Origin of the sequence: Amycolatopsis sp. WQ 127309, from assembly GCF_023023025.1 — a bacterium.
Taxonomy (GTDB): domain Bacteria; phylum Actinomycetota; class Actinomycetes; order Mycobacteriales; family Pseudonocardiaceae; genus Amycolatopsis.
The window spans coordinates 5,326,661-5,347,649 of record NZ_CP095481.1 but is presented as its reverse complement, the minus strand read 5'-3'; the positions used below and the strand labels follow the sequence as shown (position 1 = coordinate 5,347,649).

General features: G+C 72.9%; 18 protein-coding genes. 8 read left to right on the top strand and 10 right to left on the bottom strand.

Annotated features, from left to right (window positions below; all coding sequences use genetic code 11):
• Nucleotides 1-57: 57 nt before the first annotated feature.
• The 3 genes from MUY22_RS25255 to MUY22_RS25245 all read right to left on the bottom strand — a co-directional run bounded on the left by MUY22_RS25255 (nt 58) and on the right by MUY22_RS25245 (nt 1,945).
• The gene (locus MUY22_RS25255; protein WP_247064107.1) at nt 58-819 is read right to left on the bottom strand and encodes a glucose 1-dehydrogenase; all 762 of its coding nucleotides are present in this window, start codon (nt 817-819) and stop codon (nt 58-60) included.
• Nucleotides 813-1,670, bottom strand: coding sequence for a 3-oxoacyl-ACP reductase (locus MUY22_RS25250; RefSeq protein ID WP_247063187.1), 858 nt, complete (start codon nt 1,668-1,670; stop codon nt 813-815). The genes MUY22_RS25255 and MUY22_RS25250 overlap by 7 nt, the downstream gene beginning before the upstream one ends.
• Before the next feature lie 83 nt (nt 1,671-1,753).
• Nucleotides 1,754-1,945, bottom strand: a complete 192-nt coding sequence (locus MUY22_RS25245) for a ferredoxin (RefSeq protein WP_247063185.1) — start codon at nt 1,943-1,945, stop codon at nt 1,754-1,756.
• A gap of 70 nt (nt 1,946-2,015) precedes the next feature.
• On the opposite strand from MUY22_RS25245, the gene MUY22_RS25240 reads away from it, so the two are divergent.
• Both MUY22_RS25240 and MUY22_RS25235 read left to right on the top strand, forming a co-directional pair.
• Entirely contained in the window at nt 2,016-3,179 is a 1,164-nt protein-coding gene (locus tag MUY22_RS25240) for an acyl-CoA dehydrogenase family protein (protein ID WP_247063183.1), read from the top strand.
• A gap of 8 nt (nt 3,180-3,187) precedes the next feature.
• Complete coding sequence (locus MUY22_RS25235) at nt 3,188-4,225, top strand: acyl-CoA dehydrogenase family protein (protein ID WP_247063181.1); 1,038 nt, start codon at nt 3,188-3,190, stop codon at nt 4,223-4,225.
• Here MUY22_RS25235 and MUY22_RS25230 read toward each other — a convergent pair whose 3' ends face one another.
• The 4 genes from MUY22_RS25230 to MUY22_RS25215 all read right to left on the bottom strand — a co-directional run bounded on the left by MUY22_RS25230 (nt 4,226) and on the right by MUY22_RS25215 (nt 10,409).
• Nucleotides 4,226-5,359, bottom strand: a complete 1,134-nt coding sequence (locus tag MUY22_RS25230; RefSeq protein ID WP_247064105.1) for a serine hydrolase — start codon at nt 5,357-5,359, stop codon at nt 4,226-4,228.
• Entirely contained in the window at nt 5,356-8,037 is a 2,682-nt protein-coding gene (locus MUY22_RS25225) for a bifunctional GNAT family N-acetyltransferase/acetate--CoA ligase family protein (protein ID WP_247063180.1), read from the bottom strand. The genes MUY22_RS25230 and MUY22_RS25225 overlap by 4 nt, the downstream gene beginning before the upstream one ends.
• 6 nt (nt 8,038-8,043) lie before the next feature.
• Nucleotides 8,044-9,213 (bottom strand): acetoin utilization protein AcuC, encoded by a 1,170-nt coding sequence (locus tag MUY22_RS25220; protein ID WP_247063179.1) that lies wholly within the window; start codon nt 9,211-9,213, stop codon nt 8,044-8,046.
• Nucleotides 9,214-9,563: 350 nt separating this feature from the next.
• Nucleotides 9,564-10,409 carry a sulfurtransferase gene (locus tag MUY22_RS25215; RefSeq protein ID WP_247063178.1) on the bottom strand — a complete coding sequence of 282 codons (846 nt, stop codon included), beginning with the start codon at nt 10,407-10,409 and terminating at the stop codon, nt 9,564-9,566.
• A gap of 110 nt (nt 10,410-10,519) precedes the next feature.
• Here MUY22_RS25215 and MUY22_RS25210 point away from each other — a divergent pair, with 110 nt between their 5' ends.
• The 3 genes from MUY22_RS25210 to galE all read left to right on the top strand — a co-directional run bounded on the left by MUY22_RS25210 (nt 10,520) and on the right by galE (nt 13,494).
• A complete protein-coding gene (locus MUY22_RS25210; protein ID WP_305879379.1) occupies nt 10,520-11,236 on the top strand; it encodes a metal-dependent transcriptional regulator in 717 nt (238 codons plus the stop codon).
• Nucleotides 11,233-12,417, top strand: coding sequence for a galactokinase (gene galK, locus MUY22_RS25205; protein WP_247063176.1), 1,185 nt, complete (start codon nt 11,233-11,235; stop codon nt 12,415-12,417). The genes MUY22_RS25210 and galK overlap by 4 nt, the downstream gene beginning before the upstream one ends.
• 90 nt (nt 12,418-12,507) lie before the next feature.
• Nucleotides 12,508-13,494, top strand: coding sequence for a UDP-glucose 4-epimerase GalE (gene galE / locus MUY22_RS25200; RefSeq protein ID WP_247063175.1), 987 nt, complete (start codon nt 12,508-12,510; stop codon nt 13,492-13,494).
• Nucleotides 13,495-13,546: 52 nt separating this feature from the next.
• Here galE and MUY22_RS25195 read toward each other — a convergent pair whose 3' ends face one another.
• Together MUY22_RS25195 and MUY22_RS25190 are read right to left on the bottom strand one after the other, a co-directional pair.
• Nucleotides 13,547-14,599, bottom strand: a complete 1,053-nt coding sequence (locus MUY22_RS25195; protein ID WP_247063172.1) for a DUF4192 domain-containing protein — start codon at nt 14,597-14,599, stop codon at nt 13,547-13,549.
• Nucleotides 14,600-14,756: 157 nt separating this feature from the next.
• Entirely contained in the window at nt 14,757-15,611 is an 855-nt protein-coding gene (locus MUY22_RS25190) for a M23 family metallopeptidase (RefSeq protein WP_247063170.1), read from the bottom strand.
• Nucleotides 15,612-15,705: 94 nt separating this feature from the next.
• Between MUY22_RS25190 and MUY22_RS25185 the strand changes: the two genes are divergently transcribed.
• Both MUY22_RS25185 and MUY22_RS25180 read left to right on the top strand, forming a co-directional pair.
• Nucleotides 15,706-16,827 carry a sensor histidine kinase gene (locus MUY22_RS25185; RefSeq protein WP_247063168.1) on the top strand — a complete coding sequence of 374 codons (1,122 nt, stop codon included), beginning with the start codon at nt 15,706-15,708 and terminating at the stop codon, nt 16,825-16,827.
• Nucleotides 16,824-17,465: a response regulator transcription factor gene (locus tag MUY22_RS25180; protein WP_247063166.1), complete on the top strand. Its 642-nt coding sequence runs from the start codon at nt 16,824-16,826 to the stop codon at nt 17,463-17,465. The genes MUY22_RS25185 and MUY22_RS25180 overlap by 4 nt, the downstream gene beginning before the upstream one ends.
• A gap of 10 nt (nt 17,466-17,475) precedes the next feature.
• Here MUY22_RS25180 and MUY22_RS25175 read toward each other — a convergent pair whose 3' ends face one another.
• The gene (locus MUY22_RS25175) at nt 17,476-19,275 is read right to left on the bottom strand and encodes a Xaa-Pro dipeptidyl-peptidase (protein ID WP_247063164.1); all 1,800 of its coding nucleotides are present in this window, start codon (nt 19,273-19,275) and stop codon (nt 17,476-17,478) included.
• A gap of 84 nt (nt 19,276-19,359) precedes the next feature.
• On the opposite strand from MUY22_RS25175, the gene MUY22_RS25170 reads away from it, so the two are divergent.
• Complete coding sequence (locus MUY22_RS25170; protein WP_247063163.1) at nt 19,360-20,922, top strand: DUF4139 domain-containing protein; 1,563 nt, start codon at nt 19,360-19,362, stop codon at nt 20,920-20,922.
• Nucleotides 20,923-20,989 lie beyond the last annotated feature (67 nt).

The following is a 20,989-nucleotide window of genomic DNA, read 5'->3' as shown; positions in this document are numbered from 1 at the left end:
TGTTCTCCATACCCGGTGTCCGCTTTTCGTTAGCGGTGTTAACCAACGTCACGTCGTCTAGAAGTTGAGCGCGTGGGACGCCGTCGCCCCGCCGTCGGCCACGAACTCCGAACCCGTGCAGTACGAACTCTCTTCGCTGGCCAGGAACAGCACCAGCTTCGCGATGTCTTCGGGCTGCCCGACCCGGCCGAGGGCCACCTTCTTGCCGACGTAGGACATGTCGACCTTCTGGCCGCCGGCCGCGGTCGAAACCATCTGCGTGTCGATCGCGCCGGGGTGCACCGAGTTGACCCGGATGTGCTTCTTGCCGAGTTCCATCGCCGCGACCTTGGTCATCCCGCGGATCGCGAACTTGCTCGCGGTGTAGGCGATGAGGTACGGCATCCCGGCCAGTCCCTCCACAGAGGACACGTTGACGATGGAGCCACCGCCGGCGGCGGTCATGGGTTCAACGACCGAGCGCATCCCGAGAAACGCCCCGATCTGGTTCACCCGGATGACGCGCTCGTAATCGGCCAGCGTCGTCTTGCCCAGTTCCGAGAAATGGAGGATGCCCGCGTTGTTGACCAGCACGTTCAGCGCGCCGAACTCCGTGGTCGCCCGCTCGATCGCCGCGGCCCAGTCGTCCTCGCTGCCGACGTCGAGGTGCTGGTAGACGGCGGCGTCACCGAGATCGGCGGCGAGTTGCTTGCCCTCGTCGTCCAGGATGTCGGCGATCACGACCTTCGCGCCTTCGGCCACGAACGCGCGTGCGGCGGCCTCGCCCTGTCCGCGCGCGGCACCGGTGATGAGGGCGATCTTCCCGTCGAGCCTCACGATTCCTCCAGGATTTCGGTGGCGGCGAACATCCGGCCGGGGTCGCGGCCGGCGAAGTGGTCGCTGACCGTCGTCTCCAGCTCGTCGAGGGACCAGCGCCGCTCGATCCGCGGCGCTTCGACCAGCGCGACCGAGCCGCCGTGCACGACGAACACCTGGCCGTTGACGTGCTCGGCGGCGGGTGAGGCGAGGTAGGCGACGAACGGGGCGACGTGCTCGACCGAGAGCGGGTCGGCGCCTTCGGCAGGGGCGGCGCCGAACACGCCCTCGGTCATCGCCGTCCGGGCGCGCGGGCAGATCGCGTTGGCGCGGACGCCGTACTTGGCCAGGCCGCGGGCGGCCGACATGGTGAGCGCGGTGATGCCGGCCTTGGCCGCGGCGTAGTTGGGCTGGCCGGGCGAACCGATCAGGAAGGCCTCGGACGCGGTGTTCACCAGCCGCCCGTACACCGGCTTTCCGTCCTCTTTGGACTTGTCGCGCCAGTGCTTCGCGGCGTTGCGGGACAACAGGAAGTGCCCGCGCAGGTGGACGCGCAGCACGGTGTCCCAGTCGTCGTCGGACATCGAGAAGAGCATCTTGTCGCGCAGCACACCGGCGTTGTTCACGACGATGTCGAGCCCGCCGAGGTCGAGCGCGGCCGCCACGAGCGTGTCCGCCGTGGCGCGCTCGCCGACGTCACCGGCGACCGCGACGGCCTGGCCACCGGCGGCTTCGATCTCTTCGACGACGTCCTTCGGCGCACCGATGTCGTTGACGACGACCGTGGCGCCCCGCGCGGCCAAGGCGAGCGCTTCGGCCCGTCCCAGCCCGGCGGCGGCACCCGTGACGATCGCGGTCCGGCCGGTCAGGCTCACGCGAGGCCTCCTCATCGAGTCCTGGTTGACGGGCCTACACTAGAATCTGTTCTCGTTTTGGGCAAGCTTTTCAGTAAACACCGCTAACTGACGATGAACAGGGCGTTCTTCGGGCAGCCCCGCACCGCACCGGAGACCCGTTCCGCCTGGTCGCCGGGCACCGGACCCGGCTGGATGACCAGTTCTTCGTCGTCGTCGAGGTCGAAGATGTCCGGTGCGAACCCCAAGCACACCGCGTTCGCCTCGCAGAGCGAACGATCGACGCCGATCTCCATGCTTCCTCCGCCGCGTCAGTCCTGGTACAACTAGAACAGGTTCTACTATAACGCCGGATCGAGGTGACGGGTGCGGATCGACTACACGCCGGAGCAGCGCGCACTGGCCGCGGAGCTGCGGGAGTACTTCGCCGAGCTGATGACGCCGGAGCGTCGTGCCGGCCTCCGCGCGGGCAGCGGCGAGTACGGCGACGGCCTGGTCTACAAGGACGTCGTCCGGCAGCTGGGCAAGGACGGCTGGCTCGCGCTCGGCTGGCCGCCGGAGTACGGCGGTCAAGGCCGGCCGATGCTCGACCAGCTCATCTTCACCGACGAGGCGGCGGTCGCCGGGGTGCCGGTCCCGTTCCTGACGGTGAACACCGTCGGGCCGACCATCATGCGCTACGGCACCGACGAGCAGAAGGCGTTCTACCTGCCGAAGATCGCCGCCGGCGAGCTGCACTTCTCGATCGGCTACTCCGAGCCGGAGGCCGGCACCGACCTCGCGTCGCTGCGGACACGCGCGGTGCGCGACGGCGACGAGTACGTCGTCACCGGCCAGAAGATGTGGACGAGCCTGATCGAGCACGCCGACTACGTCTGGCTCGCCGTCCGGACCGACCCGGAGGCGAAGAAGCACCGCGGCCTGTCGATCCTGATCGTGCCGACGACGGCGCCCGGGTTCTCCTGGACCAAGGTCCACACGGTGGCGGGCGCGGGCACCAGCGCGACCTACTACGACGGCGTGCGCGTGCCGGTGTCGGCGCGCGTGGCCGAGGAGAACGCGGGCTGGCCGCTGATCACCAACCAGCTCAACCACGAGCGCGTCGCGCTGACGTCGTCCGCACCGGTCCGCAAGGCCCTGGCCGACGTCCTGGCGTGGGCGAAGGAGACCGGCGCCATCGACCAGGAGTGGGTGCGGCTGCACCTCGCGCGGGTGCACGCCGGCGCGGAATACCTGAAGCTGCGGAACTGGCGGATCGCCTGGGCGGCCGCGGCGAGCGAGCTGGGGCCGGCCGACGCGTCGGCGACCAAGGTGTACGGCACGGAGTTCGCGATCGAGGCGTACCGGCTGCTGATGGAGGTGCTCGGCGCGGCGGCCGTCGTCCGCGACGGCTCGCCGGGCGCGCTGCTGGCCGGGCGGATCGAACGGCAGCACCGCTCGGCGCTGATCCTCACCTTCGGCGGCGGCACCAACGAGATCCAGCGGGACATGATCGCCGCGACCGCCCTCGGCCTGCCCGTCACGCGCTAGGAGCACCCATGGACTTCACTCCCTCCGAGGCGTCGGCCGACCTCGCCGCGCTGGCCCGGCGGATCCTGGAAGACAAGCTCACCCACGACCCGCACGGCACCGGCGGCTTCGACGCTCCACTGTGGACGGCACTGGGCCAGGCGGGTGTGCTCGACGCGGCGCTGCCGTCGTCGCTCGGCGGCGGCGGGTTCGGGCTGCTGGAGCAGTGCGCGGTGCTGACCGAGATCGGCCGCGCGGTGGCCGCGGTCCCCTACCTGACGTCGATCACGATGGCGGCGGCGGCGCTGGCGGAGTTCGGCACGCCGGAGCTGGTGGACCGCTGGGTGCTGCCAGTGCTGCGCGGCGAGCGCGTGCTCACGGTGGCGCTGCCGGACCCGGGCGCGCCGTGCGGCTTCCGGGTGACCGGCGGCCGCCTGACCGGCACCCGGTCCGCGGTGCCGTTCGGCGCGTTCGCCCACGGCTTCCTGGTGGCGGCGCCCGACGAGGTGTTCCTGGTCGACGCGGCGGCCCCGGGGGTCACCGTGCGACCGCAGCAGACGGTCGACCACGCGGACGCGGCGTTGCTGGAACTGTCCGACGTGGCCGGGATTTCCCTCGGTCCGATCGGCGAGTGGCTGCGCCTGCGCGGCACGGCCGGGGTGTGCGCGCAGCAGCTGGGCGTCGTCGAACGGGCGCTGGAGCTGACGGCGGCCTACGCGGCCGAGCGGAAGCAGTTCGACCACGTGATCGGCGGCTTCCAGGCGGTCCGCCAGCGGCTCGCGGACGCGTACGTGGACGTCGAGGCGGTGCGGCTGACGTCGCTGCAGGCGGCGTGGCGGCTCGCGTCGGACCTCCCGGCGACGGAAGCGGTGGCGACGGCCAAGTTCTGGGCCGCGGAGGCCGGGCACCGGGTGGCCCACACGACGGTCCACGTCCACGGCGGCGTCGGCATCGACGTCGAGCACGTGGTGCACCGGTACTTCGTGGCGGCGAAGCGCCTGGAGTTCCTGCTGGGCCCGGCCACCCCGCAGCTGCTCACCCTGGGCGACGAACTGGCCGCGCCGTAGCTATTTCGCCGCGTAGGTCCAGAACTCCTGCATCAACGGCGTCGGGTGCGGATCGGTCATCTGGAGCTGGGTCAGCAGGACCGTGACCGTGCCCGTCGCCGGGATCAGGTGGGCCGCCGTGCCCGCGCCGCCGATCCAGCCGTAGCGGCCGGGCGTGTGCCACGGCCGCGTCGGCGCCACGTCGACCGAACCGCCGAACCCCCAGCCCTGGCCCTGCAGGAACAGGCTCGCCGCCGCGCGCTGCGCAGCCGTCAGGTGATCGCTCGTCAGCAGGCGCACCGATTCCGGCGCCAGCAGCCGGCGCCCGGCCACCGCACCCCCGGCCAGCAGGCAGCGGGCGAACGCGAGCAGGTCGTCGGCCGTCGAAACCAGGCCGCCCCCGCCGGACGGGAACACCGGTTCGGCACTCCACCGGCCCTCCGGCGGGTCGGCCAGCACGAGCCCGGCCGCGCCCTGCCGGTAGGCGCTGGTGAACCGGCCCAGTGCCGGCGTCGGCACCGAGAACCCGGTGTCGGCCATGCCGAGCGGCCCGAACAGCCGCTCCGCCAGGAACTCCGGCAGCGACCGGCCCGACACCCGCGCGATCAGCACGCCCTGCAGGTCCGACGGGGTGTCGTACAGCCACGCCGCACCGGGCTGGCGCAGCAGCGGGACCTGGCCCAGCGCCGCCAGCCACTCGTCCGGCGGCAGCGCGCGGGACGCCTCGGCCGGGTGGCCCAGCACCTGGAGCAGCAGGTCCACCGCGGGCAACCCCATGTCGGCCGCGAGGCCGTACCCGCAGCGGAAGCTCAGCAGGTCCTCGACCGTGATCGGCCGGGCCGCCGGCACGACGTCGTCGACCGGACCGCTGGGTGTGCGCACGACCACCGGGGACGCCAATTCCGGCAGCCAGCGCGCGATCGGGTCGTCCAGCGTGAGCTCGCCGCCATCGACGAGGAGCATGACCGCCGCGGCCACGAGCGGCTTGGTCAGCGACGCGATGCGGAACAGCGAGTCCCGGGCCATCGGCACGGTGCCCCCGGCGTCGGCCGAGCCGACCGCCGCCACCTCGACCTGGTCGCCCCGCGCGACGAGGGCGACCGCGCCAGGCAGGTCCGCGGCGTGCCGGGTCAGCAGTTCGGTGAGCATGCTCAGTCCTGGGGGTTGATGGCGCGCAGGCGCCGCGGGCCGGTGTCGGGCCGGGACGGCGGCGGGCCCAGCACCAGGCGGGCGTTCGCGACGAACGCGCCGTCGGGCGAGGCCAGGATCGGGTCCAGCGTCAGCGACCGCACCTCGGGGTTGTCCTCGGCGAGCGCGGCCACGCGCAGCACCATGTCCTGCAGCGCGGCGAGGTCGGCGGGCTCGTCACCGCGGTAGCCGGTGAGCAGCGGCGCCGTCCGCGGCTCGCGCAGCAGCGTGGCCGCGTCGACGTCGGTGACCGGCACCGCCCGGTAGGCGCGGTCCCCCAGCAGCGTGCTGACCAGGCCGGACAGCCCGAACGACACCAGCGAGCCGAACGACGGGTCGTCCTGCAGCCCGATCACGCACGACAGGCCCTTCGGCGCCATCTGCTGCACGTACACGTCGTCCTCGCCGGAGATCTCGCGCAGCACCGCGTAGGCCGTGCGCACCGCGTCCTCCGACGCCAGGTCGAGCCGCACCCCGGCGAGGTCGGGCCGGCCGCGCAGCCGCTCGTCGACGGCCTTGAGCGTCACCGGGTAGCGCAGCTCGGCCGCCGCCGCGACCGCGTCGTCCACAGTGGACACCACACGGAACGGGACGACGTCGATGCCGTAACACCCCAGCAGCCGCACCACGTCGGGGTCCGTCAGGAGGATCGCCTTGCCGTCCTCCGCGGCCAGCAGCTCGCGCACGATCACCTGCGCCTGCTCGGTGTGGATCCCCGACGGCCGGACCAGTGTCCCTTGTGGACGCTGCCGCCAGGCCGCGTACCGGACGACCTTCGCCAGCGCGTTGACCGCGCGTTCCGGGCTCGGGTACGACGGGATCGAGCCGCGCGTCGGGACGCCGTCTTCGGTCGACACCGCCAGCTCGTGCGGGACGCCTTCGGCGGCGAGGAACGTCGAGACGATCGGCTTGCGCTGCCCCAGTTCGACGACGGTCTCCCGCAGGGCGCGCGCGTACGCGGTGCCGGGGATCGCCACCGGCGGCGCGAAGACGACGACCAGCGCGTCGGTGTCCGGCGAGGTCAGCGCCTCCCCCACCGCGGCGGCGAACTCCTCCGGACCGGCCTGCGGGCCGACGTCCACCGGGTCCGACGCCAGCCGCAGCCCCTGCGCGCGGGCGGTGTCGGCGGCGAGCAGCCCGATCGCGCTGGAGTTGCCGACGATGGCGATCCGCGGCCCGGCGGGCAGCGGCTGGTGGGCGAACACGAGCGCGGTGTCGAACAGCTGCGCCAGCGACTCGACCCGCACGACGCCGGCCTGCTCGAACAGGGCCTGGACGCTGATCTCGTCGATCTCGGTGGACGTCGCAGCCAGCTGCGAGCGGACCGCGTGCCGCCCCGACTTCACCGCGACGATCGGCTTCGTCCGCCCCAGCCGCCGCGCCAGCCGGGCGAACTTGCGCGGGTTGCCGAAGGACTCCAGGTACAGCAGCACGAGGTCGGTGTCCGGGTCGGTTTCCCAGTACTGCAGCAGGTCGTTGCCGGAGACGTCGGCGCGGTTGCCCGCCGAGACGAACGTCGACAGGCCGAGCCCGCGCGCTTCGGCGTCGGCCAGGATCGCCGTGCCCAGCGCGCCGGACTGGCAGAAGAAGCCGGTGCGGCCGCGGCCCGGCAGCCGCGGCGCGAGGGTGGCGTTGAGCCGGATGCCGGGCGCGGTGTTCAGCACGCCGAGCGCGTTCGGCCCGACGACGCGCATGCCGTGCGCCCGGGCCTCGCCGACCAGCCGCAGCTCGGCGTGCAGGCCGTGCGGGCCCGCCTCGCCGAAGCCGCCGGACACGATCAGCAGCGTCTTCACGCCCTTGGCCAGGCAGGCGTCCAGTACGGACTCGACGGCCTCAGCCGGCACCGCGACCAGCGCCAGGTCGACCGAGTCCGGGATGTCGAGCACCGACGGGTAGGCGCGCACGCCGCGCACCGAGCGGTGCTCCGGGTTGACCGGGTAGACGGTGCCGGTGAACGCGGCGGCGAGGAGGTTCACGAAGGCGACGTGCCCGACCTTGCCCGGGTCGGTGGACGCGCCGATCACCGCGACCGACGCCGGGTGCAGCAGGTTGTGCACGCTGCGCGCCTCGGCGGCCTGCTCTCGCGACCGGGCGACGGCCAGCGACTCCTCGGTCGGGTCGATGTCGAACTCCAGGTGCAGCACGCCCTCTTCGATCTCGCGGCTGACCTGGTAACCGGCGTCGCGGAAGACGCGGACCATCGCGGCGTTCTCGGCGAGCACCTCGGCGACGAACCGGCGCAGCCCGCTCTCGGACGCGGCCGCGGCGAGGTGCTCCAGCAGGATCGAGCCGAGGCCCCGGCCCTGGTGCACGTCGCTGACCACGAAGGCCACCTCGGCCGACGGCCCGCTGTCCAGCCGCTCGTAGCGGCCGACCGCGACGATGTCGTCGCCGAGGAACGCGGCGAAGGCGACCCGGTCGTGGTGGTCGACGGTGGAGAACCGCTTCAGGTCCTTCTCCGGGATCCGCGGGTAGGCGCCGAAGTAGCGGAAGTAGCGGGTGCGCTCGGAGAGCTTCCCGTGGAAGGAGACGAGCCCGTCGGCGTCGGTCGGGAGCACCGGGCGCAGGTGGACGGTGCCGCCGTCGGACAGCACGACGTCGGCCTCCCAGTCACGGGGGTAGTCGAAGGGATCCCGTCCGGCCATGGTCACTCAGTCCCTGGGGTCGTCGGGATCCAAGCCGTGCGAGGGAAAGACGGCGCGGCGCGTGTCCCGGACGGCGACGTCGACCGGGTCGTCCTCGCCGTCGCCCCACGGCTTGAACCCCGTGTCGCGATCGTCGGTCATGGCCCGCGGCAGCTCGGCGTTCGGCGCGGCCTTGGTGACGGTGGAAACCCAGCCGGGCGGCAGCGGCGTCGCCGGGTCGACGTCCCGGTCGAGCACGGTGGCGATCAGGTGCGTCCAGGACCGGGGAACCACGCGGATCAGCTGGTAACCGCCCCCGCCGACGGCGATCCACTTGCCACCCGCGTAGGTGTTGGCGAGGTCGCGCAGGGTGGTGTAGATGGTCCGGTGCCCGTCGACGGACAACGAGAGGTCGGCGAGCGGATCCTCTTCGTGGGAGTCGACGCCGCACTGGGTGAACAGCAGCTGAGGCTCGAAGTCGGCCAGCAGGGATGGGACGACGGCGTTGAACGCCCGCAGCCACCCGGGATCCCGGGTGCGCGGCGGCAGCGGCACGTTGACCGAGGTGCCGTCGGCCTTGCCCCGGCCCGTCTCGGCCGAATAGCCGGTGCCGGGCCAGAGCGTGAACGGGTGCTGGTGCATCGAGATCGTCAGGACGCGGGGGTCGTCGTAGAACGCGGCCTGGACACCGTCGCCGTGGTGGACGTCGGTGTCGATGTAGGCGATCCGCTCGAAGCCGTGGTCGAGCAGCCACGAGATGGCGACCGCGCAGTCGTTGTAGACGCAGAACCCGGCCGCCCGGTCCCGCATCGCGTGGTGCAGCCCACCCGCGATGTTGACCGCCCGGGTCGCCTCACCCTCGGCGATCTTGCGCGCGGCCAGCAATGTCGACCCGACCACCAGCGCCGACGCGTCGTGCATGTCGCTGAACACGGGGTTGTCGGAGGTCCCGAGCCCATGCCCGACATCCCACCCGACAACCGGCGCCTCCCGCACAGCGGCCAGGTACTCGGGCGCGTGCACCCGCAGGAGCTCCTCGTCCCCGGCGGCGGACGGGACGAGCAGCTCGACCCCGTCGAGCACGCCCAGTTCGGTGGCCAGCCGGACGGTCAGCTCCAGCCGGACGGGGTTGAACGGGTGATCCCCACCAAGGTCATAACCCAGCAGGGAGGAGTCCCACACGACAGCCGGCGCCATACGCCCGACTGTAGTGCCGATCGGGGCGGTCTGCGGCGCTGAGGAGCCGAGCTGGTTGTCTCCCCTGCTGGTCCGCGGCATCGCGACCCTGGCGGGGTTGGGGGCCGGTGCAGGTCGCGGACACGCACAGTTCAAAGACACGCGCAGGTCGCGGACAGGCGCAGGTCACAGCCGCGAAAGCCCGCTTCGGCCGACCGACCGCTTCAGGTCGCGACCACGCGGAGAGCGCAGCCCGCGAAAGCTCGGCCGGGCCGCTGCCGATGTGTGCCGGTAAAGCCGTGAAGGCCTCCTTACCGGCTCTTATGGCCGGTAAGGAGGCCTTCACGGCTTTGAGGTGGGTCGGCGCCGGGTCAGCCGGGGAGGTCGCCGGTTGCCGCGGGGCGGTCCGGGTTGCGGGACCAGTGGGACCACGAACCCGCGTACAGGCCCGCGCCCGGGTGGCCGGCGATCTCCAGGGCCAGCACCACCGAACTCGCCGTCACCCCCGAGCCGCAGTACGCGGCGACCGGCTCGCCGGGGCGCAGGCCCAGTCCGGCGAAGCGGTCGGCCAGCTCCTCCGGCGTGCGCCAGTGGCCGTCGGCGGCCGTGTGGCCGCTGAACGGGGCGTTCACCGCGCCCGGGATGTGGCCCGCGCGCGGGTCGACCGGCTCCGTCTCGCCGCTGTAGCGCGCGGCCGCCCGGGCGTCGAGCAGCAGGCCGTCGCGGGCCAGCGCGGCCGCCTCGTCGGCGTCCAGGACCGGCATGCCGCCCGGCCGGACCTCGATGTCACCCGGTTCGGGGTGCGCCGGCTCCGTGCTGATCGGGTGCCCGGCCGCGGTCCACGCCGTGTAACCGCCGTCCAGCACCGCGACCTCGTCGTGGCCCGCCCAGCGCAGCAGCCACCAGGCCCGTGCCGCCACCGAACCGTCGGCGTCGTCGTAGACCACCACCGGGCCGTCCGCGCGCACGCCGGCCGCGCGGAGGTCGCGCTGCAGGTCGGCGGGGTCGGGCAGCGGGTGCCGGCCGCCCTCGCCCGGCTCGCTCGCGAGCACGCGATCGAGGTCGGTGAAGACCGCGCCGGGCAGGTGACCGTCCTGGTAGGACTCGGCCCCCGGCGGGCCGGCGAGCCGCCAGCGGACGTCGAGGACGACGGGCCGGTCGCCGGCCGGGCCGGCCAGTGCGGCGGCGAGGTCGGTGGTGCTGATCAGCGAGCGCATACCCCCATCTTGCAGCGGTCCGCGGCCCGGATCCGCCCGGGCCGGACATTTCCACCGCCGGTGAGTTGTTATCCCCAGGCCCGCCGCCGCTGTCGGGGCCAACGACTACGATGAGCAACGCGGACGAAGGGGACAGCGTGAACGATCTCATCGACACCACCGAGATGTACTTGCGTACGATCTACGAGCTCGAAGAAGAGGGTGTCGTCCCGCTGCGCGCCCGGATCGCGGAGCGACTGCAGCAAAGCGGCCCGACCGTCAGCCAGACCGTCGCCCGGATGGAGCGCGACGGACTGGTCGTGGTCGCGGACGACCGGCACCTCCAGCTCACCGACCACGGCCGGGAACTGGCCATCGCCGTCATGCGCAAGCACCGTCTGGCCGAACGCCTCCTCGTCGACGTCATCGGGCTCGAGTGGGAGCACGTGCACAACGAGGCCTGCCGCTGGGAACACGTGATGAGCGAGGCCGTCGAGCGCAAGCTCGTCAAGCTCCTCGACCACCCGACCACCTCCCCCTACGGCAACCCGATCCCCGGTCTGGACAAGCTGGGCGACGGCGATCCCGCGCCGCCCGCGGAGGCCGACCTCGTCCGGCTCGACGAGTTCGCCCGCACCGGCGGCGGCCGGGTCGAGATCCGGCGCATCGCCGAGCACGTCCAGCTGGACGAGTCGCTGATGACCGAACTCAAGTCCGTCGGGATCGTGCCGGGCGGCACGGTCGTCATCGGCAAGGCCAACGGCAGCACCATCGAGGTCACCGGCGGCGACAACACCGCGCAGGTCTCCACGTCCGCGTTGCACGCCGTCCTGGCGCAGGCCAGGTGAGCCCGGCCTCGGAGGCCGCGGCGGCGTTCCACACGGTGCACGGCTCCACGCCGGCGGGCGTGTGGTCGGCGCCCGGCCGGGTGAACCTGATCGGCGAGCACACCGACTACAACGACGGCTTCGTGCTGCCCTTCGCGTTGCCGCACCGCCTGGCCGCGGCGGCGTCGCCCCGGGAGGACGGCGTCCTGTCCGTGGCCACGCTCGGTGACGACGGGCAGCTCCAGCGGTCCGGCGAGCTCACGATCGCCGATCTGGAGCCCGGCAGGGTCGACGGGTGGGCCGCGTACCCGGCGGGGGTCGCCTGGGTGCTGCGCGACCAGGGCTTCACGGCCGGGGCGAACCTGGTCATCGCCGGCGATGTGCCGTCGGGGGCCGGGCTGTCCTCCTCCCACGCGCTCGAGTGCGCGGTGTCGCTGGCGTTGCTGGGCCTGGCCGGTCTGGAGCTCGACGGAACCGACGAGCGCGTCCCGGCCCGGCCCGAGGTGGCCCGGTGGGTGCAGCGCTCGGAGAACGACTTCGTCGGCGCACCGACCGGCCTGCTCGACCAGACGGCGTCGCTGTGCTGCACCGAGTCCCACGTGCTGTTCCTCGACGTGCGGTCCGGCGAGCAGGAGCAGGTGCCGTTCGGGCTGGCCGAGGCCGGGCTGCAGGTGCTGATCATGGACACCCGCACCAAGCACTCCCACGCCGAAGGCGGTTACGGCGAGCGGCGGCGGGGCACCGAACGGGCGGCCGAGCTGCTCGGGGTGAAGGCCCTGCGCGACGTCACCGCCGAAGGCCTCGCCGACGCGCTCGACCGGCTCCCGGCGGACCTGGCGCCGCTGGTGCGGCACGTGGTCACCGAGAACCAGCGGGTGCTCGACGTCGTCGCGCTGCTGCGTGAGGGCAAGATCGCCGAGATCGGCCCGTACCTGGACGCCTCGCACGTCAGCATGCGCGACGACTACCGGATCTCCACGGCCGAGCTGGACCTCGCGGTCGACTCGGCCCGCGCGGCCGGCGCGCTCGGCTCGCGGATGACCGGCGGCGGCTTCGGCGGTTCGGCGATCGCGCTGGTCCGCGACGCCGACCTGGCCGCGGTCAAGGCGGGCGTGGACACGGCGTTCGAGAAGGCCGGCTACCGGCGGCCGCGGATGTTCACCGCGGTCCCGTCCCGCGGCGCCGGGCGCGACGAGGTCTGAGCCCGTGCGGGGACAACCCCCGCCCGGGCCCGCACGTCGGTGTGGGGGAAGACTGTGGCGCACAGTCACCCTCGGCAGGAAGGCTTGGACGTGTCGGAGCAGAGCAACGCCCTGAAACTGGTCGTGACGGGCGGAGCGGGGTACGTCGGCAGTGTCTGCGCCGCCCGGCTCGTCGAGGCCGGGCACCAGGTCACGGTCGTCGACGACCTGTCCACCGGGCACGCCGACGCCGTCCACCCGGACGCGCGGTTCATCGAGGGTGACGCCGCCGAGGTGGCGGGCAGCCTGCTTGGCGAGGGCTTCGACGGCGTGCTGCACTTCGCGGCGAAGTCGCTGGTCGGCGAGTCGATGACCGATCCGACGAAGTACTGGGAAGGCAACGTCGTCACGTCGTTGCGGCTGCTCGAGGCCATGCACGAGCACGGCACGCCGCGCCTGGTGTTCTCCTCGACCGCGGCGACCTACGGCGAGCCGGAGTCGTCGCCGATCGCGGAGTCCGCGCCGACCCGGCCGACCAACACCTACGGCGCCACCAAGCTGGCCATCGACCACGCGATCACCACCTTCGCCGGCGCGCACGGCCTGGCCGCGGTGAGCCTGCGGTACTTCAACGTCGCCGGCGCGTACGGCGCCTTCGGTGAGCGCCACGCCACGGAAACCCATCTCATCCCTCTCGTTCTGCAGGTCGCCACGGGCGACCGTGAGCGCATCCAGATCTTCGGCGACGACTACCCGACGCCGGACCACACCGCCGTCCGCGACTACATCCACGTCGTGGACCTCGCGGACGCCCACCTGCTGGCGCTGAAGCACGCGACAGCGGGCGAGCACCGCATCTACAACCTGGGCAACGGCACCGGTTTCTCCGTGCTCGAGGTGATCGAGGCCTGCCGCGAGGTCACCGGCCACCCGGTGCCGGCCGCGGTGGCGCCGCGCCGCGCGGGCGACCCGTCGGTGCTCGTCGCGGCCAGCGACCGCGCCCGCGAGGACCTCGGCTGGAAGCCGGAGCGCACCGACCTGACGGGCATCGTCCGCGACGCGTGGACGTTCACCCAGTCGCGACGCGCCAAGGCCTGAGCCGACGACGCGGTGACCGGCCGGGATCCGCTGTGGCCCAAGGTGAGTCGCGTCAGGACGGTGGTTCCAGGCCGAAGCCGGTAGCGTCTTCCGGGTCCGTGGCCATGGCCAGGCCCAGGAGGACGTCCGGGGGCGTTCCGCGGTCCAGGACCCTCCTCAGCAGGTTGGCCAGCACGTGGTCCGGGGCCGCCTCCAGGGCGTTGTCCAACGCCATGCCCGCGAGGGTTCCGTCGCCGCGCATGAACGCCGTGTAGCCCAGCAGGGCCGCCGCCTCGGCTCGTTCGGGGGCCGGGAGTTCCTGGACCAGCGTCAGCCAGAGGCGCTCGGCCTCGCGGGCCGCCGTGGCACGGGGCGGGACCGCCATCGTCAGGCAGACGTCGCGGATGTCGGCGAGCGTCAGGGCGCAGGCCAGCCGGACCGCTTCGGCGTCCGTGGGCGGGCCTTCGCCGCGACGCTGGCGGTCGAACGCCGCGCGGACTTCCGCGGCCGCGTCGGCGACGCGGGTCGCTTCGGGCCACGGCAGTCCGGACAGCCTGGACAGTTCCCTGGACCGGCGCGCCACCGCCTCCGGCGATCGCGGGGCGAGCAGCGCCAGCATTTCTTCGCGGCTGTCGAACACCACCGTGCCGCTCTCGGTGGCGGCCGCGGCCGCCACCGTCGAACGGGGGTCCGGGAGTTCGCCGACGCAGTCCTCGCCGGGGTAGCAGGACCACGGGGCGCCCGCCACGATGTCGGCGGCCCACAACGCGTGCACCACCGGGATGCCGTGCTCGGCGAAGGCGTCCGCCAGCTCGTCGACGAAGCCCGCGTGCGGCGGCGGGGCGCCGGGTCTTCGCTCACCGCCGATGATCGCCAGTGTCACGCCGATGTGCCGGGCGCCGGCGAACAGCGGCGCGAGCGCCTGGGCCTGGCGGGCGCGCTCGGCACCGGGCGGGAGGTCGGCGCGCATCACCAGGCCGACCTGGTGGCCGTCCGGTGGGCGGTGGCCGAGCAGGACGACGGAGGCGCCGGGCCGGAAGCCGAGCAGGTACGGGAGCGCGGCCAGCAGCTGCGCGGGATCTCTGAGGCTGACCGGCGGCCGGCCGGTCGGAGTGGAGGTGGTCATGCCTCCACCGTGGGGCAGGACGGGGCCGGGTGGGGCGGTGGCGGCGAATCTGTGGATGGGCGGGGCCGATGTGGACAACCGGGGTCCGGGCCGGCCGGGGTGGCGGTTCCTGTCGGTGGGGCGGGCTAGAGTGCCCGGCCCCACCGACCGGGGTCGCTCAGCCGCAGTGTTCGAACGGGCTGGTGTAGGTGTTGCTGCCCACCGAGCCGCCCCACTTCACGCAGGTGGCCGCGGCGGTCTTCTTCACCGGCCCGGCGTAGTAGGTGAAGCTGCCGGAGTCGGTGGTCCGCGCCGAACCCTGGACCTCCAGGAACGCCGAGACTGGGCTGGCCGTGCCGAGCGACGTCGCCTTCAGCGTCGTCACGCAGTTCGCCTTGGTCGAGGAGTTGTACAGCAGGTACGTCGTGCCCGACGAGCCGGCGAGGGCCTGCTGGTCCACGACGGAGAAGCCGGAGCCGCAGACCTCTTCGGCGGAGTACGGGTTGCCGCCGCAGTTGTTCTTGCTGGTGAAGTTCGTGTGCCCGTAGTAGGGCACCGCGACGCCGTTCAGCTTGGCCTTCTGCACGACGCTGTCGAGCCGCTCTTCGAAGTGCAGGTGCGGCCCGGTGACTCCGCCGGTCGCGCCCGCCTTGCCGATCTCCTTGCCGCCGGCGACCGACTGCCCGACCGAGACCTCCTGGGCGGACAGGTGCGCGTAGCGCGTCCGCCAGCCGCCGCCGTGGTCGAGCTCGATCCACTTGCCGTAGCTGGTGTCGCCCTCGTTCGCCACCCGGGTCACGGTGCCCGACGCGGCCGCCAGCACCGGCATCCCGGTGATGCCCGACTTCTGGAAGTCGACCGAGTACTCCGGGCTGTGCCCGCTGAACGTCGCGGCGGTCACGGTGGTGCCGCACTTGAACGGCACCTGGAAGTTGGGCGCGGCCGACGCTGTCGCCTGGCCGGCGAGGGTGAGGCCGAGCGCGGGCAGCGCCGCGGCGGCGGCGAACACGGCGAGCCGTCGCAACCTGGACATGGGTGAACCTCCTGACAGGGGGAAGCTTGACACCGCACAGCGAAGCCCGCGTCGGTACATTTTCCGTACAAGCACCCCGCGGAGGACAGCGACGATGACCACCCGATGGGCCCGGTTCCACCGGATCCCCCAGGTCCAGGACTGGCTGCGCTGGGGGTTCATCGTGGTGCCGATGTTCGCCTCGATGCCGCAGGCGGACCCGCTCTCGTGGATCCTCATCGGGATCACCCTGGCCCTGTCGATCCCCCTGCTCTGGCTCTACACCGACGGCCGCCCGTCCCTGCCCGCGGCGCTGATGGTCACCGTGGTCGCCACGTCCGGCGCGCTCTGGGCGACCGTGCCGAACAGCTTCGCCTCGATCACGATGTTCAGCACCACGTTCTTCATCGTGCTCCGGCAGCCGGTCGTCCCGATCGTGGTGGCCGTCCTGTTCGACCTCGGTGCGATCACGGTCTGGGCCGCGGTGCACGACGCCTGGCGCGGCGCCCTGCCGACCTACACGATCGTGGCCGTCCTCATCCTGCTCGGACTGAACCGGCGGACCCGGCTCGCCAAGATCGAGCAGACCGAACTGGCCCTGGCCCGCGCGCAGACGGCGACCGAGGAGCACGCGCGCGCCGCCGCGCTCGCCGAACGCGCCCGCATCGCCCGTGAGCTGCACGACGTCCTGGCGCACTCGCTGGCCGGGCTCTCGCTGAACCTGCAGGGCGCGCGGCTGATGCTGGTGCGCGACAACGCGAGCCCGGACGCCGTCGCGCAGATCGAACGGGCCCAGAAACTGGCGTCCGAAGGCCTCGCCGAGGCCCGGAAGGCGGTCGCCGCGCTGCGCGAGGACGCCGTGCCGGTGGAGCGGACGATCGCGGACCTGCTCACCGCGTACCGGCTCGACAGCGGCGCCCGCGCGGACCTGCGCATCGACGGCGAACCGCGTGAACTGGACCCGGCGGTGGGCACCGCGCTGGTCCGCGCGGTGCAGGAAGCGCTGGCCAACACGCGCAAGCACGCGGCGAAGGCGGACGTCGACGTGCGCCTGGACTACTCGGGCGCCGAGGTGGCGCTGACCGTGGCCGACCGGCAGGGCAGGCGGCCGCCGGACGCGCCGGCGGCAGGTTACGGTTTGCGCGGGATGAGTGAACGGGTCGCGCTGCTCGACGGGCGCTTCGAGAGCGGGCCGGGGGAGGACGGATGGCGGATTCACCTGACGGTGCCGGCGTGAGCTTGCGCGTCGTGCTCGCCGACGACCAGGCGGTGGTGCGGGAAGGCCTGGTGACGCTGCTCGGGCTGCTGCCGGGCGTCGAGGTGGTCGGCGCGGCCGCCGACGGGCTCGCCGCGCTCGACCTGGTCGCGCAGCACAAACCGGACGTGCTGCTGGTGGACCTGCGGATGCCGCGCTGCGACGGCGTCGAGACCACCGAACGCGTCCGCGCCGAGCACCCGGGCACCGAGGTCGTCGTGCTCACCACGTACGCCGACGACGAGTCGCTGCTGGCCGCGTTGCGCGCCGGGGCCCGCGGGTTCCTCACCAAGGACGCCGACGCCGAGGCGATCGCCCGCGCCCTGCGCTCGGCCGCCGACGGTCAGTCCACAGTGGACGGTGAGCTGCAGCGCCGGCTGGTCGAGGCGGCCACACGCAGCGCGCCCGCGCGGGTGAAGGAGGTCGAAGGACTGACCGCCCGCGAGATCGAGGTGCTGCGGCTGATCGCGGCGGGCCTGTCGAACTCGGAGATCGCGCGGACGCTCGTGGTGAGCGAAGCGACCGTGAAGACCCACGTGAACCACCTGTTCACCAAGGCCGGGCTGCGCGACCGCGCCCAGGCCGTGGCGTTCGCCTACCGCGCGGGCATCGCGGACTGATCCCCCGGCTTCAGCCGAACGCGGCTCGCAGGGCCGGCTTGCCGCCCGTGACCGGGAGTGTCACCGTCGTCTTCGTCAGGTCCAGCGCCAGGCCCGCGCCCGGCTTCGGCCGCAGCGTGTAGTCGTGATCGCTGGAGGCCAGCAGGAACTCCAGCCGGTGCCCCGTGGCCAGAATGTAGTCCTTCGGCATCAGCTCGACGCCGACGCGGTAGCCCTGCCCCGGCGTGATCGGCTCGGTGACGGCCGGGTCGGTGCGGTTCTGCGGGTCGGTCCAGCCGCGGCTGATCACGTGGGACGTACCGTCGGGGGCGCGGTCGAGCAGGATCGCCGAGACGTTCGCGGCGGGCCGGTCGAACGACAGCGCGAGGTCGGCCCGCGCCGTGCCGGAGAGGCGCACCGGCTGCTTCGCCGCGGAAGTCGCGTACAGCAGGCGGTTTCCGGACGACGTCGCGGCCGCCAGCTGCTCGATCGTCTTGCTCGCGTCGTCGGCGAGGGTCTCGACGGTCGCCTTGCCCGGCACCGGGGTGCGGGTGTCGATGGTGCCCTTCGACCGGCCGCCGGGCCACGGGTAGACGCGCACGTCGGACGTCCCGGGCGCCGGCCAATCGGCTTCGTCGGCCCACGACAGGTCTTCGCGCTGGATGGTCGCCTTCGGCTCGTTCTGGATGCCGTTGTCGACGCCGTAGAGGTAGTGCGACATCCACTTGTTGAGCGTCGCGAGCCAGACGTCGCGGCGCAGCGAGTACGGGTCGGCGTGGCCGGCCTGGTGCAGCCAGATCTTGTGCTCGACGCCGTGCGCCTTCAGCGCTTCGTACCACTCGGCGACCTGGTCGGTCTTGACGTTCCAGTCGTTGAGGCCGTGCACCGCGAGCACCGACGCGTGCACCTTGGCGACGTCGTTGCGGTAGTTGCGGACGTCCCAGAACGGCGTGTAGTCGCCGGTCACCCGGTCCTGGTCGCGGGTCAGCCCGTCGATGACCGGGCGGCAGACCTGCCGGTCGGCGCGGGTGTAGACGTACTCGGCGAGCACGTCGGCGTCCTCGCCCTGGTAACCGCCGGCGGCGACGACCGCGCCGTCGTTGCGGTAGTACTGGTACCAGCTGGAGATCGCGGCGATCGGCACGATCGTTTCGAGGCCTTCGACGCCGGTGCTCGCGACGGCGTTGGGCAGCGTCCCGTTGTAGGACACGCCCATCATGCCGGTCTTGCCGGTGCTCCAGTCGGCCTTCGCCGCGACGCCGGCGGCGTCCTTGGCGGGCGTGCGGCCGTTGAGCCAGTCGACGACCGAGCGGGCGCCGATCGTCTCGTTGACGTCGCCGGTCGTCGGGCAGCCGGTCGAGAGGCCGCTGCCGAGCGATTCGCCGTACACCACGGCGAAGCCGCGCGCGGTGAAGTAGTCCTGGTAGCGCCAGGTGATCGGGGCGGCCGGGCCGACGCCGTGCGCGGCGACGCGCGGGCCTTCGGCTTCGCGGGCGTACCCGGGCGCGGACAGCTCGACGTCGACGTCGTGGTTCGCGACGTCGTTGCCGCCCGCGTAGTACGGGCTGGCCTGGTAGACGACCGGGACCTTCATGCCCTGCAGCGTCGCGCGCGGGCGCACCACCTGGGCGTGCACGAGGTCGTCGGCGCCGTCGTGGTCGCTGTCGACCGGCGCGGTGACCCAGACGTCCTCGCGGATCACGTCGGCCGGGTCGAACACCGGCTGCGCCTGGCCGCCGGTGAACACCGGGGCGGGCGGTGCGGCGGCCTCGGCGGCGACCGCGGTCAACGGCAGCGCGAGCACGGCGGCGACCAGGATTGCGGCTTTCACTTAACCCCCCAAGCCGGGCGAAGCGGACGGTTCACCACACTTCCGTCCGGCCCGATCCGGCGTCAAGAGACTAACGTCGGAGGCATGCCGACCGTCGAAGCACCGATCGCCGCCGTGACCGTCTACCCGCAGCAGGCCCGGATCACCCGCCGGGGCAAGGCGCCCCTCGACGGCGGCTCGCGCCTGACGTTCGCCGGGCTGCCGCTGTCGCTCGACCCGGGCTCGGTCCGGGTCACCGGCACCGGGCCGGCGCTGATCACCGGCGTCGACGTCCGCACCGAGCGGCACGCTTCGCCGGCCGACGCCGCGCTGCGGGCCCTGACCGAGCAGCGGCGCGCGGACCAGGCCACGCTCGACGGCGTCATCGACGACGAAGCGGCCGAAGCGATGAAGGTGGATCTGCTGACTTCGCTCGCGAAGCGCAGCGGCGGAAGCTTCGCGAAGGCGTTGGCCGCCGGCACGGCCGAGCCGTCCCGCGTCGGCGAAGTGACCGACGCGCTGAGCGAGCGGCTCGCCGCGGCGTTGAAGTCACGGCGGCAGCTGTCCGACCGGGTCACGAAGCTGCGCGACGACCTCGCCGCGCTCGACCGCCGGATCGGCGAGCACAGCGTCCAGTCCGAACAGGACAGTACGTCGGTGGTCGTGGAGCTGGAGATCTCGGACCCGGCGGGCTCGGCGGACCTGGAACTGTCCTATGTGGTCCCCGGCGCCAGCTGGGAACCGGGCTACGACATCCGCGTCCGCGGCGCCGAGGTCACCGTGACGTCGTACGGCTTGGTCAGCCAGTACACGGGCGAGGACTGGCCGGAGTGCGAGCTGGCGCTGTCGACCGCGCGGCCGGCGGTCTCGGTGGTCGTGCCGGAGCTGCAGCCGTGGTACCTCGACCGCCGCGTCCCCCCGCCCCCGACCCCCGCGGCGGCGTACGGCGGCTCGGGCGGCGGCGTCCCGGAGGGCGCGCGGATGGCCCGCTTCGCGGCGTCGGCCCCGGCACCGGCGATGGCGCCGAAGTTCGCGGCGGTCGAGCAGGGCACGACGGCCGTCACCTACCGCCCGGCACGCCCGGTCGAGGTGCCCTCGGGCGCACAGGGTCACCGCACGACGCTGGCCCAGCTGGACCTCACGGCATCGCTGGGCTACGTCACGGCGCCGGTGCTGGCGCAGGAGGCGTACCTGCGGGCGGTCGTCGTCAACACGTCGGAGCACGCGCTGCGCCCGGGCCGGGCATCGGTGTTCCACGACGCGGAGTTCGTCGGGACGACTCAGCTGGAGCCCTGGGCGCCGGGCGAAGAGCTGGAGCTGGCCCTGGGCGTCGACGACCGGATCCGCGTGGAGCGCGAGCTGTCCCGCCGCACGGCGTCGAAGGCGACGCTGTCGGGCCAGAAGCGCCGCGAGGCGGAGTACCGCATTTCGGTGGCCAACCACGGTCCGCGCCCGGCGGAGGTGACGGTGCTGGACCAGGCGCCGGTGTCCCGGGACGACACGATCACGGTCCGGGACATTCGCACGTCGCCGGAGCCGGCGGAGACGTCGGAGCTGGGCGAGCTCACGTGGAAGCTGACGGTGGAGCCGGGCGCGACGCAGGTGGTGACGCTGTCGTACCGGGTGGACGTGGCGAAGGGCGTGGAACTGTCGGGCTGGCGGGAGTAGGAGCGCGACAACGGCGAACGCGCATGCGAGCGGGACTGTCCCCGTCTCATGCGCGTTCGCCGAACTG